At 68.6% G+C, this 14,342-nt stretch carries 11 protein-coding genes; 6 read left to right on the top strand and 5 right to left on the bottom strand.

Annotation, left to right across the window (positions count from 1 at the left end):
* Positions 1 to 69 precede the first annotated feature (69 nt).
* From ASC76_RS06300 to cysK, 5 genes are all read right to left on the bottom strand, one after another.
* Positions 70 to 243, bottom strand: coding sequence for a hypothetical protein (locus ASC76_RS06300; protein WP_162247066.1), 174 nt, complete (start codon positions 241 to 243; stop codon positions 70 to 72).
* Between the two features lie 243 nt (positions 244 to 486).
* Positions 487 to 663, bottom strand: coding sequence for a hypothetical protein (locus ASC76_RS25095; RefSeq protein ID WP_157615357.1), 177 nt, complete (start codon positions 661 to 663; stop codon positions 487 to 489).
* Positions 664 to 937: 274 nt separating this feature from the next.
* Positions 938 to 2,419, bottom strand: a complete 1,482-nt coding sequence (locus tag ASC76_RS06305; protein ID WP_056464062.1) for a pyridoxal-dependent decarboxylase — start codon at positions 2,417 to 2,419, stop codon at positions 938 to 940.
* Positions 2,416 to 3,063, bottom strand: coding sequence for a carboxymuconolactone decarboxylase family protein (locus tag ASC76_RS06310; protein WP_157615359.1), 648 nt, complete (start codon positions 3,061 to 3,063; stop codon positions 2,416 to 2,418). Before ASC76_RS06310 ends, ASC76_RS06305 begins: the two co-directional genes overlap by 4 nt.
* Before the next feature lie 13 nt (positions 3,064 to 3,076).
* Complete coding sequence (gene cysK / locus ASC76_RS26525; RefSeq protein ID WP_371262088.1) at positions 3,077 to 5,350, bottom strand: cysteine synthase A; 2,274 nt, start codon at positions 5,348 to 5,350, stop codon at positions 3,077 to 3,079.
* A 182-nt stretch (positions 5,351 to 5,532) separates the two neighbouring features.
* On the opposite strand from cysK, the gene ASC76_RS06325 reads away from it, so the two are divergent.
* The 6 genes from ASC76_RS06325 to ASC76_RS06350 all read left to right on the top strand — a co-directional run bounded on the left by ASC76_RS06325 (position 5,533) and on the right by ASC76_RS06350 (position 14,302).
* A complete protein-coding gene (locus tag ASC76_RS06325) occupies positions 5,533 to 8,562 on the top strand; it encodes a BTAD domain-containing putative transcriptional regulator (RefSeq protein ID WP_056464066.1) in 3,030 nt (1,009 codons plus the stop codon).
* Between the two features lie 90 nt (positions 8,563 to 8,652).
* Positions 8,653 to 8,925 (top strand): DUF1127 domain-containing protein, encoded by a 273-nt coding sequence (locus ASC76_RS06330; RefSeq protein WP_157615361.1) that lies wholly within the window; start codon positions 8,653 to 8,655, stop codon positions 8,923 to 8,925.
* A complete protein-coding gene (locus ASC76_RS06335; RefSeq protein ID WP_082548838.1) occupies positions 8,922 to 9,764 on the top strand; it encodes an alpha/beta fold hydrolase in 843 nt (280 codons plus the stop codon). Before ASC76_RS06330 ends, ASC76_RS06335 begins: the two co-directional genes overlap by 4 nt.
* The gene (locus tag ASC76_RS06340) at positions 9,761 to 10,336 is read left to right on the top strand and encodes an OsmC family protein (RefSeq protein ID WP_056464072.1); all 576 of its coding nucleotides are present in this window, start codon (positions 9,761 to 9,763) and stop codon (positions 10,334 to 10,336) included. The genes ASC76_RS06335 and ASC76_RS06340 overlap by 4 nt, the downstream gene beginning before the upstream one ends.
* Positions 10,333 to 11,613: an NAD(P)-binding domain-containing protein gene (locus tag ASC76_RS06345; protein WP_200947111.1), complete on the top strand. Its 1,281-nt coding sequence runs from the start codon at positions 10,333 to 10,335 to the stop codon at positions 11,611 to 11,613. Before ASC76_RS06340 ends, ASC76_RS06345 begins: the two co-directional genes overlap by 4 nt.
* Entirely contained in the window at positions 11,528 to 14,302 is a 2,775-nt protein-coding gene (locus ASC76_RS06350) for an AAA family ATPase (RefSeq protein WP_082548840.1), read from the top strand. The genes ASC76_RS06345 and ASC76_RS06350 overlap by 86 nt, the downstream gene beginning before the upstream one ends.
* The last annotated feature ends 40 nt before the right edge of the window (positions 14,303 to 14,342 follow it).

Raw genomic sequence — 14,342 nt, forward strand, 5'->3', positions numbered from 1 at the left:
GGTGCCGAAGGGAGTGGGCGGCGGCTGCCGCGCAGCGACAAGGCGTTACGGAACGCTTCAGTGACATCGTCAGTCGGCCAAGGGCGTCGGTCGGGTGGCCGCCACCATCGTCGCCTCGAGGGCCATATTCATATCTAGGAATGACTCTGCCAGGGTTGACCAGTTGACCGTCTGCCCAGCCGTTTGGTCTGCATGCAATTGCAGGTATTGCTTGCGCAGCCTTTGCCAAGCGGCGCGCACCATGAGGAGCGAATCGTCGGTCGTCGTGTCCGTGTGTCGCATAGGTGGCCCACGCCTTTCGGCGAGCCAGATGGATGTGGCTGAAAGGTTAGGCGCAACCGGTCACCCCGATCGTCTGAAAGAACGAGGTCTGTACCCTTCAGTTCCGTGCATCGACATTGAGTTGCCGAGGACGCCGAATGGGGGCATTTGTTGGAGAACGATCAAAAGGCGGCGAATAGACAACGCCGGGAACTTCCAGCGAACTCAGATGATTGGATGCGCTGCGAGCGTGCCACATACCGCACGATCCAGCGCCTTGTTTCGGTTCGAGCAGCATCCCGAAACATGGACGAGCTGATGGATTACGTCGAAAGTTTCGCGCGCGCCACCCTCCAGCGCTTCCGTTAACTCTTCCACGGTCGCATCGTCGGCGCCGAACATTCCAAATGCCTTCGTCGTGTGGCAGCGACTCGGCGCTGAAGGACGGCTTGCGGGTGAAGGCAGCGGGAAGAGAGAGTCGAGCGCCTGAGATGCAGCGATAGCTGCTTAGCGCTAGGCGAATTAGCTAACCGCTTCCGACCCTCACAGACATTCTTATAGTTCAAGCTGCCGGAAACCGTCATTGGCTGGCGGTTGTCACGAGCGCTCGATGGACGGTTTAGGCCACGTATTGGCGCAGGGTGCCCAAGTCTCTCTCCCTTTGCTCGCCAGCTCGTTACCTCCGGGGCGAGCAGATGTCCGTGTCCGTCACCAACTCAGCACCGATTCGCAGCACATCTGCAACAAGCGCCCGGGCGTGATCCATGCCGCTGCGTTCCCCGACGAAACATGGACGCAGCGCCAGGCTCCCGTTAAGGCGCGTCGTGCTCGGCATGTTGCGGTTCTCGTGCACCAAGCGTCGATGCAGGCGCTGGTTGAGCAGGTCGAGGTCGTTCACCCCCGGCGCCACGTAACGGAAACAGCAGATCGACAGCGTCGGCTCCTGCATCAGTTCCAGGTTCGGGTGCGTGCGCGCCAGCTGCGCGATGTGCGCTGCCATGTCGATGTGGCGCCGGATCCGATCGCGCATCCCTGCCACGCCGATCTCGCGGATCAGCGCCCACACCACTACGCCGCGGCAAGGCGCGCTGAGCTCGACGCCGAGGTCGTAGTACGGCAGACCGAAGTTGTCCATCGAATGCTGGAAGGCGGACGCGTCCGACGCGCCGGGTGCCATGCTGCCTTCGAGATACGGGGCCGGCTCCTGGGTGAAGGCGCGGCGAAGCAGTTCCCGATCGCGAACGAACGTGGCGCCGATGCCGACGGCCGCACCCAGCCATTTATGCGGGTCGACGATGACGGAGTCAGCGAGTTCGAGGCCCTGGTACAACGGAGCGACACGCTCGTCGAGCACGCCCGGCAGCCCGTAGGCGCCGTCGACGTGGAACCAGATCCCGTGTTCTCGCGCGACCCGTCCCAGGGCGCTCAAGGGGTCGATGGCGCCCCGGTTGGTGGTGCCGGCGTTGCCGACGATGGCCATTGGCTGGATGCCAGCGCGCAGGTCATCGCCAATCGACTGACGGAGCGCGTCCACACGCATGCGGCCATCGCGGTCGCAGTCAATGGGGCGCACAGCTTGCCGGCCGAGGCCCAGCACGCCCGCCGAGCGCTGGATCGTGTGATGGGTTTCGGTGCTGGCGTACACCCCGACGCGACGCCCGACGCCCTCGGCGGCCGGGTCCTGGCCGAGGCGTTCGAACGTGCTCTGGCGGGCCGCGCCCAACGCGAGGAGATTGGCCACCGAGCCGCCGCTGCTGTAGATGCCCTGCATGGCGTTCAGGCCGAACATGTCGGCCAGCCAACGCAACGACAGTTCCTCGAGCAGGTTGAACGCCGTGTGCCCGTAACGCTGCGGCGACGCGATGCTCGCGGCCGTCGAGGCCAGCGTGGCCGCCGTGGCCGCACCGGTGGTGATGAACGAGCTGAATCCGGGCCTCGGAATCGAAGAGCCGTTCGGTATGACATGCCGGACCAGTTCCTCGGTCACGCGGTCGATCCCGATGCCCGCGCGGGGCAGCGCGATCTCGAGATGCTCGCGCCAGCGCCGGCCGGGGTGCAGCGCATCAGGGTGCTCGAACCGCAGGAATTCGTCCAACCCGGCGCCGACGCGCGACAGCAGGTCTTGCAGGCGGCCGGTCTCGGCGTGCCCGGTGCTCATCGCGCACCGCCCGCGACGATGACCTCGACAGGCGTTGACACTGGCATGCGGGCCGGGGCATCCACGTCGATCGGCCGGCCGACCGTCAGTGCACTTCGCAACGGTTCGCCGAGTTCGGCGAACGGCGCGTCCGGCTTGACGCCCAATGCGTCGAGCAGCTTCGTGAAGAAGCCGCGACCGGCAGCCGCGGCGGCGATGTCGAAGATCTCGTCGTCGGCGAACCCGACCCGACGCAGCGAGCGAACGTCATCGGCGGTGATCTGCGATGCGTCTGCCGCGACCCGGCGTGCGAAATCGAGCAACGCCTTCTCTGCCTCGCTCAGGAAGTCCAAGGTGCGGCGTGCGGCGATCGAGATGATCTGATCGTCGTCGAAGAACTCCCGCAGGACCTTGCCATGCGCAAGCGCGCAGGCCGAATTACCCAGCTGGTGCGCGGCGGCGAAGGTCACGAGTTCGAAGCGGCGCCGGTCCATTGAGCGCTTGATTTCGGCAAGCAATTGCCCCCAGCGCGCCAGGACCTCGGGGCGGTGGCTGAACACCTTGGCGTAGTTCGGTACGAAACCCCAACTGTCCTGCTGTCGACGGTACATGTCGGCGACCGCGTCGCGTGCGGCCTCCGGTGGTGTGGTGCTGATGAAGGTCATGGCCGTTCCCCGCTCAGGCTGCCTTGCGCGGGTGGAGCCACTTGGGCAGAAATTCGTCCGGGTCGATGGGAACACCGCTCTCGACCGCGACGTCGGCCCTCGCTAGCAGTTGATGCGCGCGCCCGGATCGGGCCGCATCGAACAAGTCCATGGCACCGCCCACATGCACGCCGCCGATCCATATCTGCGGGATCGTCGGTGCACCGGTACGCTGCTTGAGTACCGCGCGAATCTTCGCACCCATGTCGTTTTGTTGGTAGGTGACGGAATCGATATCGACGCTCTTGAAGGCAATGCCCATGCGCGCGAACAGCTTGCGAGCGGCCCAGCAGAACTCGCACCACTCCAGCGCAAACATCACGACGGCGTTGTCCTGAACAGCCTGCGTGACCAGCGCTTCGGCTTGTGGATCGAGTGTGCTCGCCGGCGCGGGCGCTGCGAGCGCGGCACCCGGCGACGCGTCGAAGCGATAGCCCGGCGTCGAGCGCGAGAGGGCCAGTTCCTCATCGTTCATGTCGACCCCGATGCCGTCGAAGAGCGGCGTCGACAAGTAGCGCTCGCCGGTATCGGGCAGCATGCACACGATATGGCTGCCGGGCGGCGCACGCTTCGCGACCTCCAGCGCCGCGGCCAGCGTCGCGCCGCTGGACGTGCCAACGAAAATACCTTCCTGCGTGGCCAGGCGGCGTGCCAGCAGCAGCGCCTCGTTGCCGTTCACCGGCACGATTTCGTCGATCAGCCGTTCGCTGACGGCAGTCTCGACCAACCCCGAGATGAAATCCGGGCTCCAGCCCTGCATCAGGTGCGGGCGGAACATCGGGTGACTGGCGCTCGGACGACCCGCCCCATCGCGCTGCTGCGCAATCCCACTGCCAAGGAGCGGCGCGTTGTCGGGTTCGGCCGCGATGACGCGGATGCCGGCATCGGCCGCCTTCAACCCGCGCGCCACGCCGAGCAAGGTGCCACCGGTACCGAAGCCCGACACGAACGCGTGGATGCGCTCGCCTTCGAAGTCGGCCAGGATCTCCTGTGCGGTGGTGCGCGTGTGCACGTCGGCGTTGGCCTGGTTGTCGAACTGACGGCACAGGAACCAGCCGTGGGCTTCTGCCAGCTCGATGGCCTTGTTCAGCATGCCGGTGCCCTTCTCGGCCGCGGGCGTGAGCACGACCCGCGCGCCGAGAAAGCGCAGCAGCTTGCGCCGCTCCAGGCTGAAACTCTCCGCCATGGTCAGCACCAGCGGGTAGCCCCTTTGCGCGCAGACCATTGCCAGGCCGATGCCGGTGTTGCCGCTGGTGGCCTCGACCACCGTCTGGCCGGGCTTGAGCACGCCGCGGCGCTCGGCGTCCTCGATGACGGCCAAGGCCATGCGGTCCTTGACCGAGCCGAGCGGATTGAACGACTCCAGCTTGACGTGGACGTGTACACCTTCCGGTGCGAGCTTGTTGAGCCGGACCAGGGGCGTGTTCCCGATGGTCTGCAGGATGTTGTCGTGACGTGACATGGTGCTCTCTTCAGTGGGGGTGGAGGGTGTGCGAGGTCCCGATGGGCGCACTGGGCGTGATGACAGCTTCGAGGTATTCGGCGGACACGACGAGCGAATGCGCGCCCGCCGTGTTGCAGGCCTCCAGCAGCGCGGTGATGTCGCGTTCGAGCGCCATCTGCCCTGGCGCGTCGAGCGCCGCGAACACCCTGTGAGTCGGCCCGTGGAAGTCCCGGAAGACCTGCACCCAGTGAGCGGCCGACCGATATCGAAAGTGGAAGTGCCGGCGACGGAAGTGCATCTCCGCGGGTGCCACATCGAACATGGCCGCCAGACCGCCCGGGGTGCCCAGCGTGCGGGCCAGACGAGCCGGCACGGCCCGGACAGGTGCGTGCCGATCAGCTTGAACAGGCGACCGACGAAACCCTCTTGCGTCCAGTTCGCCAGCGCGATGCGGCCGCCAGGTCTGAGCACCCGGCGCATCTCTCGGGCCGCCGCACTGGCGTCGGTTGCATACATCGCACCGAAAGTCGAGAGCACGACATCGAAGCTGGCATCGGAGAATGGCAGCGACTCGACGTCGGCAATCTGGAAGTTCGCCGGCAACCCCTCGGCACGTGCGCGTTCGCGCCCCTTGTCCAGCAAGGTCTCGACAAGGTCCGTCGACGTGACGCGGGCATAGCGGCGCGCCGCGGCCAGCGTCGTGTTGCCGCTGCCGGCCGCCACGTCGAGCACGTGCTCGCCCGCACGCAGGTCGGCGAACTCGACCAGGTTCTCGCTGACGATCTGGAACGTGGAGCCGATCACCGCGTAGTCCCCGCAAGCCCAGCGGGCATGTCCGCGATGCTCGAGTTCGGCTCGGCGAGAACTGGCTTTCGGGGATCCAACGACGTGCACGATGTCCGGTGTGGCAGTGGCGATGGCCGCACTGTGCGCAGGTCCCCGTTGCACGAGCGTTCCACGCCTGAGCGCTGCGATACTGTCGGCCCATGGAAGCGACGGCTGTCCATCTGAACCTGTTCGGTACGCCCACGATCACGGCGGGGGGACGCGTGCTCGCGTTGCCGTTCGAGCGCCGCACGCAGCTCGCGGTGCTCCTGGCGCTGCGGCGTCAATGGGTACCGCGGAGCGAGGTCGCCGCCATGCTCTGGCCGGAGCGCGAAAGCAAGCTTGCGTTCTCGAACTTGCGCAAGACGCTGTTCCGGTTGCCGATGCTGCCCTGGACCGCTGCGTTCGAGTTGCGCGACACGGCGCTGCGTTTCGATGTGCCGACCGACGTTGCCGCCTTCGAGTCGGCCGTGCGCGAACAGCGGCCCGCCGAGGCGTTGGACGCCTACCGCGGCGAGTTGCTCGCAGGCTTCGACGACGGCGAGAGCGAAGACTGGACACGATGGGTAGCCTTCGAGCGCGAACGCCTGCGCGCGGTATGGCGCGGCGTCGTGCTGTCACAGCTGTCCGACGCCGTCGCGGAGCCTGCGCAGGTCATCGCACTGTCGTCCCGACTGCTCGAAGCCGATCCGCTGGACGAGACCGCGCTGCATCACCAGATGGCCGCGCTTGCCCGCGACGGACAAGGTGGTGCCGCGCGCCAGGCGTATCGGCAATTCGTCGAGCGCTTGGCGCAGGACCTGGGCCTGGAGCCCGGTGCCGAGCTGCGAACGCTGAACGAGCGGCTGAGCAGCGCCTCTCGACCGGCGGATGCCGTCCCGGCGCGCCCGTCGGCAGGCATTCGCGAGGACGGCTTCGTCGGCCGCTCGATCGAGTCGCGACGCATCGCCGATTTGCTCGCACGCGATGAGTGCAGACTGTTGTGCCTGATCGGGCCCGGGGGCGTCGGCAAGACGCGCCTGGCGCGGCACACCTTGGAGGCGCTGGCGCCCCGGTTTTCCGATGGTGGTGTGTTCATCGCGCTTGAAGACGTCGAGACGCCGGAACAGTTCGGCCTGCGACTCGCGCAGGAAGCCGGGGCCGCCGGCAGCGCGCGCAATCAGGCTGCGCTGGCACGGGCGATCGCGGCTTGGCGAGCGCAGCATGTGCTGCTCGTGCTCGACAACTTCGAGCAGCTCGCCGAGCACGCCTCGCTGCTCGACCGTCTGCTGCAGGAATGCCTGCACATGAAGATCGTCGTCACCTCCCGCGTGCGTCTGGCGGTCGCGGGTGAGTGGTCGATGCCGCTGGAAGGCCTGCCTTGCCCCGACCCGGAGGACGACGATCGTGCCGAGTCGTTCGACGCCGTGCGCCTGTTCGTCAAGGCGGCGCGCCGCGTCAAGCCCGGCTTCGACGCCGCAGTCGAGCGTGCCGCCATCGTCGACATCTGCCGCCAGGTGGAAGGGCTGCCGTTGGCACTGGAACTGGCCGCAGCCTGGGTGCGGGTGTTGCCCTGCCATGAGATCGCCGAGGAGCTGCGCCGGGGAACCGATCTGCTGCGTGCAAGCGATTCCCGGCATCCAGCGCGCCACGCCAGCATCGAGCAGGTGTTCGAGCAATCCTGGGCCCGGCTGGGTCCGGCCGAACGCGAGGCCCTGGCGCGGCTGTCGGTGTTTCGCGGCGGCTTCTCGTTCGAGATGGCGCGTGCGGTGGCAGCCGTCTCGCTGCCGGTGGCCGGCGCGCTGGCGGACAAATCGCTGCTGGCCAAGGACGGCCTGCGCATGCAACTGCACCCGCTGGTGCAGCAACTCGCGGCACCGCGCTTGGGGACACCCGACCAGGCTGCCACCGAGGCGCGACATGCGGCTTACTTCCTGAGCTGGCTGGTGCGGTGGCATGGCGCGGTCGAGGACGCCGAAGGCGAGGCCTTGCTGGCCATCGACGTCGAGCTGGAGAACTGCCGACGCGCCTGGCGCGTTGCCACGCGGGACGGACAGGCAGATGCGCTGCGAGGCGCTGCGCGTGTGCTGCTGAACTACTTCGATTACCGCGGTCGTGCAGAGGAAGGCCTGGCGTGGCTGCGCCAGACCATCGACTCGCCGCTGTGCCGGACCGATGACGCGCTGCGCGCGCGGCTGCTGGGCCAGGCTGCACACCTGCAGTACCGCATGGCTCATTACGATGCCGCGCAGACGAGCGCAAACGACGCGTTGGCGCTGACCCGTTCCGCACGGGATCGCGAGACCCGCATTCAGGCGCTGACCGTGCTCGCGAGCTGCGCGCTGCAGCAAGGCCGGCTGGCCGATGCGCGCCGTCGCTATACCCAGGCGCTGGCCATCACGCCGCGCGAAGCCCTGGCGCACAACACGGCCGCGACACTCGACAATCTGGCGATCGTCGAGAAGCGCATGGGGCACTACGACGAGTCGCTGCGCCTGTCGCACGAATCGCTGGCGCAGCATCGGCGCCTTGGGGACCACGCTGGCGTGGCGCTGTGCCTGAACAACCTTGCGGGCACGTACATGATCCGGCGCGAGTACGAGATGGCGCGCGCGCACCTGCTGGAGGCGCTGGCGATCGGCGAGCGCGAAGGCGAGGTGATGACCCGCACCTACGTGTTGAGCACCCTGGCTGAGCTGTCGCTGAAGACTGATGACCTGCCCTCGGCTCGTCAGTACGCGGAACGCGCCATCGATCTCGCCGGCCGAACCGGCAACCGCGCTGTCGGCGGCTGGATGGGCCTTCATCTGGCGCGTGTGGCCGTTCGGCAGGCGGACCTTCCCGCCGCACGCATCGCCCTCGCTGCGGGTACTGCCACGGCAGTCGCCCTGGGGTCCCCGGCGCTCAACGCCGTGGCCCTGCTGGCCCTGGCCGAACTGCTGGAGGCCCAGGGTGAACGTGTCTGTGCGCGTCAGGTCGTGGCCTTCGGAGCGGAGCACCCGTCGACCACGGCGGCCGATCGCGACGAGTTGCGCGCGGAGCTGTCACGTCGATCGTCGTCGGACGCGGGCGATCCACCCTGGCCCGGCCTGTCGATCGGCGAACTGCTGAACCGGGTTGTTGCCGAGACCGCGATGGCGCACCGGGCGCTGATCTCGACACTGCACGGCCCGGCCTCGGGCGCCGAGGAACGAGCGAGCCGATCCGGCTGAGTCGTCGGGCGGTCGGCGCGCGCCTCGGGGTCGAGGAACGCCGATGCAACGCCAGGGCTTGCACAGTGCGTTCCCTCGAAAGGACGCACCATGACTCCCACCCTGATCCCTCTCTTTATTCCGCTCTTCATACCTGTCGTCTTGACCGCGCTGCATTCGGCCGCGCGCACGCTGCGCTGGCTCGCTCGCCAAGTGTGGCGACTCGCCGACGCATGGCGTCTCCGGCGCGAGGCGCAGGCCACCTATCTCGCGCTGCGTTCGCTTGACAACCGCGTGCTGCGGGATCTGGCCATCGACCGCAGCGAACTGCTATCGATCGCACTGGCCCCCGTCGGCGGCGAACGTTTGCGGGGCCACGCATGAGGGCCGCCCGCCCTGCCGTGGTGCTGCTGCACTCCAGCGCCGCGTCGTCCCGGCAGTGGGATGCGCTGGCCGCGTGCCTCCGACCTGCTTTCGATGTGCACGCGGTGGATCTTCACGGCCACGGTCGTCAGGCGCCGTGGCGTGGTGACGCGCCGTTGTCGGTCCAGGCCGAGGCCTCGCTGGTGCTGCCGCTGCTCGAAAGAGCCGGCAGTGCACACGTGATCGGCCATTCGTACGGTGCCGCGGTCGCGCTGCATCTTGCCGTCGCGCAGCCTTCGCTGGTGCGCAGCCTGGCGGTCTTCGAGCCGGTTCTGTTCGGTCTGCTCGCCGAGCATGAGCCGCTCGGCAGCGCCGCACGCGAGGCCTTTGACCTGGCGGCGCAACTGCATGCGCTTGTCGCCGGCGGCCGCGTCGAGACAGCCGCCGAACAGTTCGTCGACTATTGGTCCGGACCGACGGCATGGAAGCGCCTGGCACCCACTGCACAGCAGTCTGTCGCGGGGCGCATGCCCATCGTGGTGCAGCACTTCGACGCGCTGTTCCGCGAAGCACTCACGCCGCCTGAACTGACACGCTTGACCATGCCGGTGCTGTGCATGGCGGGCGATCGCAGCACCGCCGCGGCGCTGCGTATCGCCGGCGTCCTGCGCAGGTTGCTGCCCGACGCGAGCCACGACTTGCTCGCAGGCGTCGGGCACCTGGGGCCGATCACGCACGCAGCGCTGATCAACCAGCGGTTGCTGCGCTTTCTGGAGACATCCATCCCCTCCGCGCATCTCTCCCGTCCGGCGGTTCGTCCGGACATTTCTTCCACCCTCCAAATGGAGCAATCAGCATGACCTCTCAGACCTCTCAAGCCTCTACCGCCGACAACGGCGTCAACGTCGCGGCGCTGCTGGGCGCGCGCGAAGCCCTCAGCACGTCACCCGCCGCGGCGGCATTCAAGTGGCGCGCCGTCAGCGAATGGCAACGCGGCACGCACACCCGCACCACCATCGACGGCTTCCATGGCCTCGGCGGCGAACAGAAGCATCGCCAGTCGTTCCAGTTCGACACCGACCACCCGGAGGTCTTCGCCTCCGAGGACCACGGCGCCACGCCGGTGGAGATGGTGCTGGTCGGCCTGGCCGGCTGCCTGTCTGCGGGCGTCGCCGCAGTGGCACAGAACCGCAACATTCAGCTTCGCTCGGTGAAGGCCACGCTGGAGGCCGACATGGACCTGCGCGGCATCCTCGGTGTCGACGCGAACGTGCGCAACGGCTTCGACGGTGTCAAGGTGCACTTCGACATCGACGCGGACGCCAGCGCGGCCGAGATCGACGCGCTGGTGGCGCAATCGCAGAAGCGCTCGGCGGTGTTCGACATCGTCACCAACCCGACCGACGTGTCGGTCACGGCGAAGAAGCGGTGAACCCTGTGCGACGGCGCACGATCGACGCGCTGGTCATCGGGGCCGGCCACGCCGGCCTCGCGATGAGCCGCGTGCTGGGCCAGCGCGGCATCGAGCACGTCGTGCTCGAACGCGGCGAAGTCGCGCACAGCTGGCGCACCCACCACTGGGATTCGCTGCGCCTGCTGACACCGAACTGGATGACGCGGCTGCCCGGCTGCGCCTACCAGGGCGACGACCCCCACGGCTATATGAGCACGACCGAAGTAGCCGGCTTCATCGCGGAGTACGCGCGGAGGACGGACGCACCAGTGCACCCGCACACGACAGTGCTACAGGTCCGCGCCGAGCGCGACGTTTACCGCGTGCGCACCGACCAGGGCGACTGGCACTGTCGCGCCGTCGTCCTGGCCAGCGGCGCCTTCAGCCGACCCAACGTGCCACGCCTGTGCGAGCTCGTGCCGGCCGGGGTCGAGCAGCTGACGCCGCGCACTTACCGTCATCCGGCGCAGCTCGCGCCCGGCGGCGTGCTGATCGTCGGCGCTTCGGCGACTGGCGTCCAGCTCGCGCAGGAGATCCAGCGCAGCGGCCACCCCGTGACGCTGGCGGTGGGCGAGCATGTGCGGCTCCCGCGCGTCTACCGGGGCCTGGACATCCAGTGGTGGATGCACGCGGCAGGTGTGCTGGACCAGCGCATCGAGGACGTCGATGAACCCGAACGGGCGCGAAGGGTGTCGTCTCCTCAACTGGTGGGCACGCCCGAGTGCGCGACGCTGGACCTGAACGTGCTGCGCCGCATCGGCGTCGACGCGGTCGGCCGCTTGGCGGGCATCCGCGACAGGCGCGCGCAGTTCTCGGGCTCGTTGCGCAATGTCTGCGCGCTGGCCGATCTGAAGATGAACCGGCTGCTCGATGCGCTCGACGAGTGGTCGCTGCGCAACCGGTCCGGCCACGTTCCCGGGCCGCCGGAACGCTATGCGCCCACCGACACCGTCGCGTCGCCGCGACTCGGCCTGGCCCTCGGCCCGGACGTTCGCACCATCGTCTGGGCCACCGGCTTCCGCCCGGACCACAGCTGGTTGCGTCTGCCGGTCTTCGGCCGCGACGGCGCGTTGCAGCACGATCGCGGCGTTGTTGCACCGGGGCTGTACGTGCTCGGGATGCCGTTTCTCAGGCGGCGCAAGTCCAGCTTCATCCACGGCGCCGAGGACGATGTGCGCGAACTGGCGGCGCACCTCATGTCCCATCTCGACTCCACCGTGCCGAGCTCGGCGCCGCGCCTCGCGACGGCTCGCTAGACTCACGAGATCGCCTTGCCGGGCGGGTCCGCGCGGACCGGCCGGGGCCACACGATCGCCGGAGCGACTGTCATCTATGGCTGACTTGTTGGAACGTGCAACGGCACTCGCGGTGCTGAAGGAGCGGCTGCAGGAAGCGCGCACCCGCGGCGGTGTGGTGCTGGTGACCGGCGAAGCGGGCATCGGCAAGTCGACCTTGCTGCAGGCGGGCGCCGCGTCGCACGACCTGGTCTGGTGGGGCCGCTGCGACGCGCTTGCCACGCCTCACCCGCTGGCCCCGCTGCTCGACATCGCGCGCGAAGCGCAACCCCGGTTTGCCGCTCTGCTGTCCGGCCCGCGGCCAGCGCTCTTCGATGCGGTGATCGACGATCTTCGCGGTGCCCCATCGCCCCTGCTCGTCGTCATCGAAGACGCCCACTGGGCCGACGACGCGACGCTGGACTTGCTGAAATTCCTCGGCCGGCGTATTGCCGGCACGCGCGCGGTGCTGGCAATCAGCTTCCGCGACGACGAGGTCACCGCCGCGCACCCGTTGCGTCGGTTGCTGGGCGAGTTGCCGGCTGCTGCGGTGACACGCATCGATCTGGCGCGACTGTCCGAGTCCGCGGTCGAGGCGCTTGCGCGGCAGGCGGGGCGTCCGGTCGAGGGCCTGTTTGCCGCCACCCGCGGCAACCCGTTCTTCGTCACCGAGGTGCTGCGCGATGCGGGTGCCGCCGTACCCCGCAGCGTGCAGGACCTGGTGCTCGCGCGCTACGCGCGGCTGTCCGGCGCGGCCCAGGCGATCCTTCGGGTGGCGGCGCTCGTTCCGGCCCGCATCGAGCACTGGCTGCTCGATGCGGTGCTGTCGCCGGCGGCAAGCGAGCTCGAGGCGTGTCTGAGCTCTGGCCTGTTGCAGGGCGAGGGATCGTTCCTGCACTATCGCCACGAGCTGGCGCGAGCGGCAATCGAATCGTCGCTGCAGGCGCCCGTGTCGCAGGCGCTGCACCGGCAGCTGCTGCAGGCACTGGTGAGCAGTGGACGGCCAGTGGCGATGGCGCGCCTGGCGCACCACGCCGGCATGGCCGACGACACGGAAGCGGTGCGGCGCTTCGCTCCGGTCGCCGCCGAAGAAGCCAAGTCGCGCGAATCGCACCGAGAGGCAGTGCACCACTGGGAGGCGGCGCTTCGCTGTCCATCGATAGACGGCGACGAGGCGCTCCGGCTCGACTGGCTGGAATCCTACGCGCAAGAGTGCCACCTGCTCGACCGCTTCGACTCGGCTCACGAAGCCCGCCGGCAGATCGAGGCGCGGCTCGAACGCTCCGACGACGTGCGGCGGCGTGCGCTCAACCTCAGCCACACCGCACTGCTGTATGTCCACATGACGCAAAACGCGCAGGCCGACGCCGCCAGCCAGCGCGCCATCGAACTGCTCGAGGCCGTGCCGCCGGGGCCGGAGCTGGCGACGGCCTATGGCGTCGAGGCCTCGTTGCGAATGCTCAACCGCGAGCATGAACTGAGCCTGGCTTGGTGCGGCAAGGCGATCGAGTTGGCGCAGCGCTTCGGCCAGCGCGGTCGCGAGCTGATGTCACGCGTGACTGCGGCGGTGGCAACCATGTTCGTCGACTACGACGCGGGCTGTGCCGATGCACTGGCCGTTCTGGCGCCGGCACTCGCCGAGAGGCAGCACGGGGTGGCGGCCAGCGTTCTGATCAACCTCGGATCGGGCTCCGGCGAGCTCTGGCACCTCGCCGGCGCCGAGCGCTGGCTGAACGAAGCCATCAACTTCACGACCGACCACGAGATGGACGGTAACCTGCACTACGCACTCGCCTGGCTGGCGCTGTGCGAACTGCGCGTCGGGCGCTGGGACATGGCAGGCGACCGCGCCAGCCACGTCGTCGCCCGCACCGGCGCGGCCACGATCAGCCGGCTCATGGCGCTGGTGGCACTCGGTCGGCTGCGCGGCCTGCGCGGCGATCCGGGCGCGCGCGCCACGCTCGACGAAGCCCTGACGCTGGCCGGCAGCAGCGACACCTTGCAGCGCCTGGCGCCCGTGCGTGCCGCGCGCGCCGAGGCCGCCTGGCTGCGTGGCGACCTCGCGGCCTGCGATGCCGAAGCGCGCACCGCGTTCCCGCTCGCGCAGCAGCGCCGCCACCCGTGGTTCATCGGCGAGCTCGCCGCGTGGTGCTGGCGCGCCGGCACCCTGCGCACGGTGCCCGAGCATTGCGCCGAACCCTACGCACTGGAAATCGCCGGTCGCTGGCGCGAAGCAGGCGACGCATGGCAGCGGCTCGGCTGCCCATTCGAGCGCGCGCGCGCCCTCGCCGAAGGCGATGCAGCAGCCCAGCAGGAAGCGCTCATCGTCTTCGAGCGCCTGGGTGCGCACCCCGCCGCTGAGGCACTGCGCCGCCGCTTGCGCGAAGCCGGCATCCGGGGTGTGGCGCGAGGGGCGCGGGCCAGCACGCTCAGCCACCCGTATGGGCTCACGAGCACCGAGATGCGCATCCTCGTGCTGATGAGCGAAGGCTTGCGCAATGCCGACATCGCCGGCCGCCTGCACCGCTCGGTACGCACCGTCGACCACCATGTAGCTGCAGTGCTGGCCAAGCTCGAAGCAGCCAACCGGCTCGAGGCCGTGCGCCGTGCCGAGCGCGACGGCTGGCTGCCCGCAGGGGCGAAATATGGGCAAGCAGACATCGCAAGATAGGCAGCGCTACCGTCGCTCGCATCGCAGCGCGTCGGCACAG

This window comes from Rhizobacter sp. Root404, assembly GCF_001425865.1.
Taxonomy (GTDB): Bacteria; Pseudomonadota; Gammaproteobacteria; order Burkholderiales; family Burkholderiaceae_C; genus LMDS01.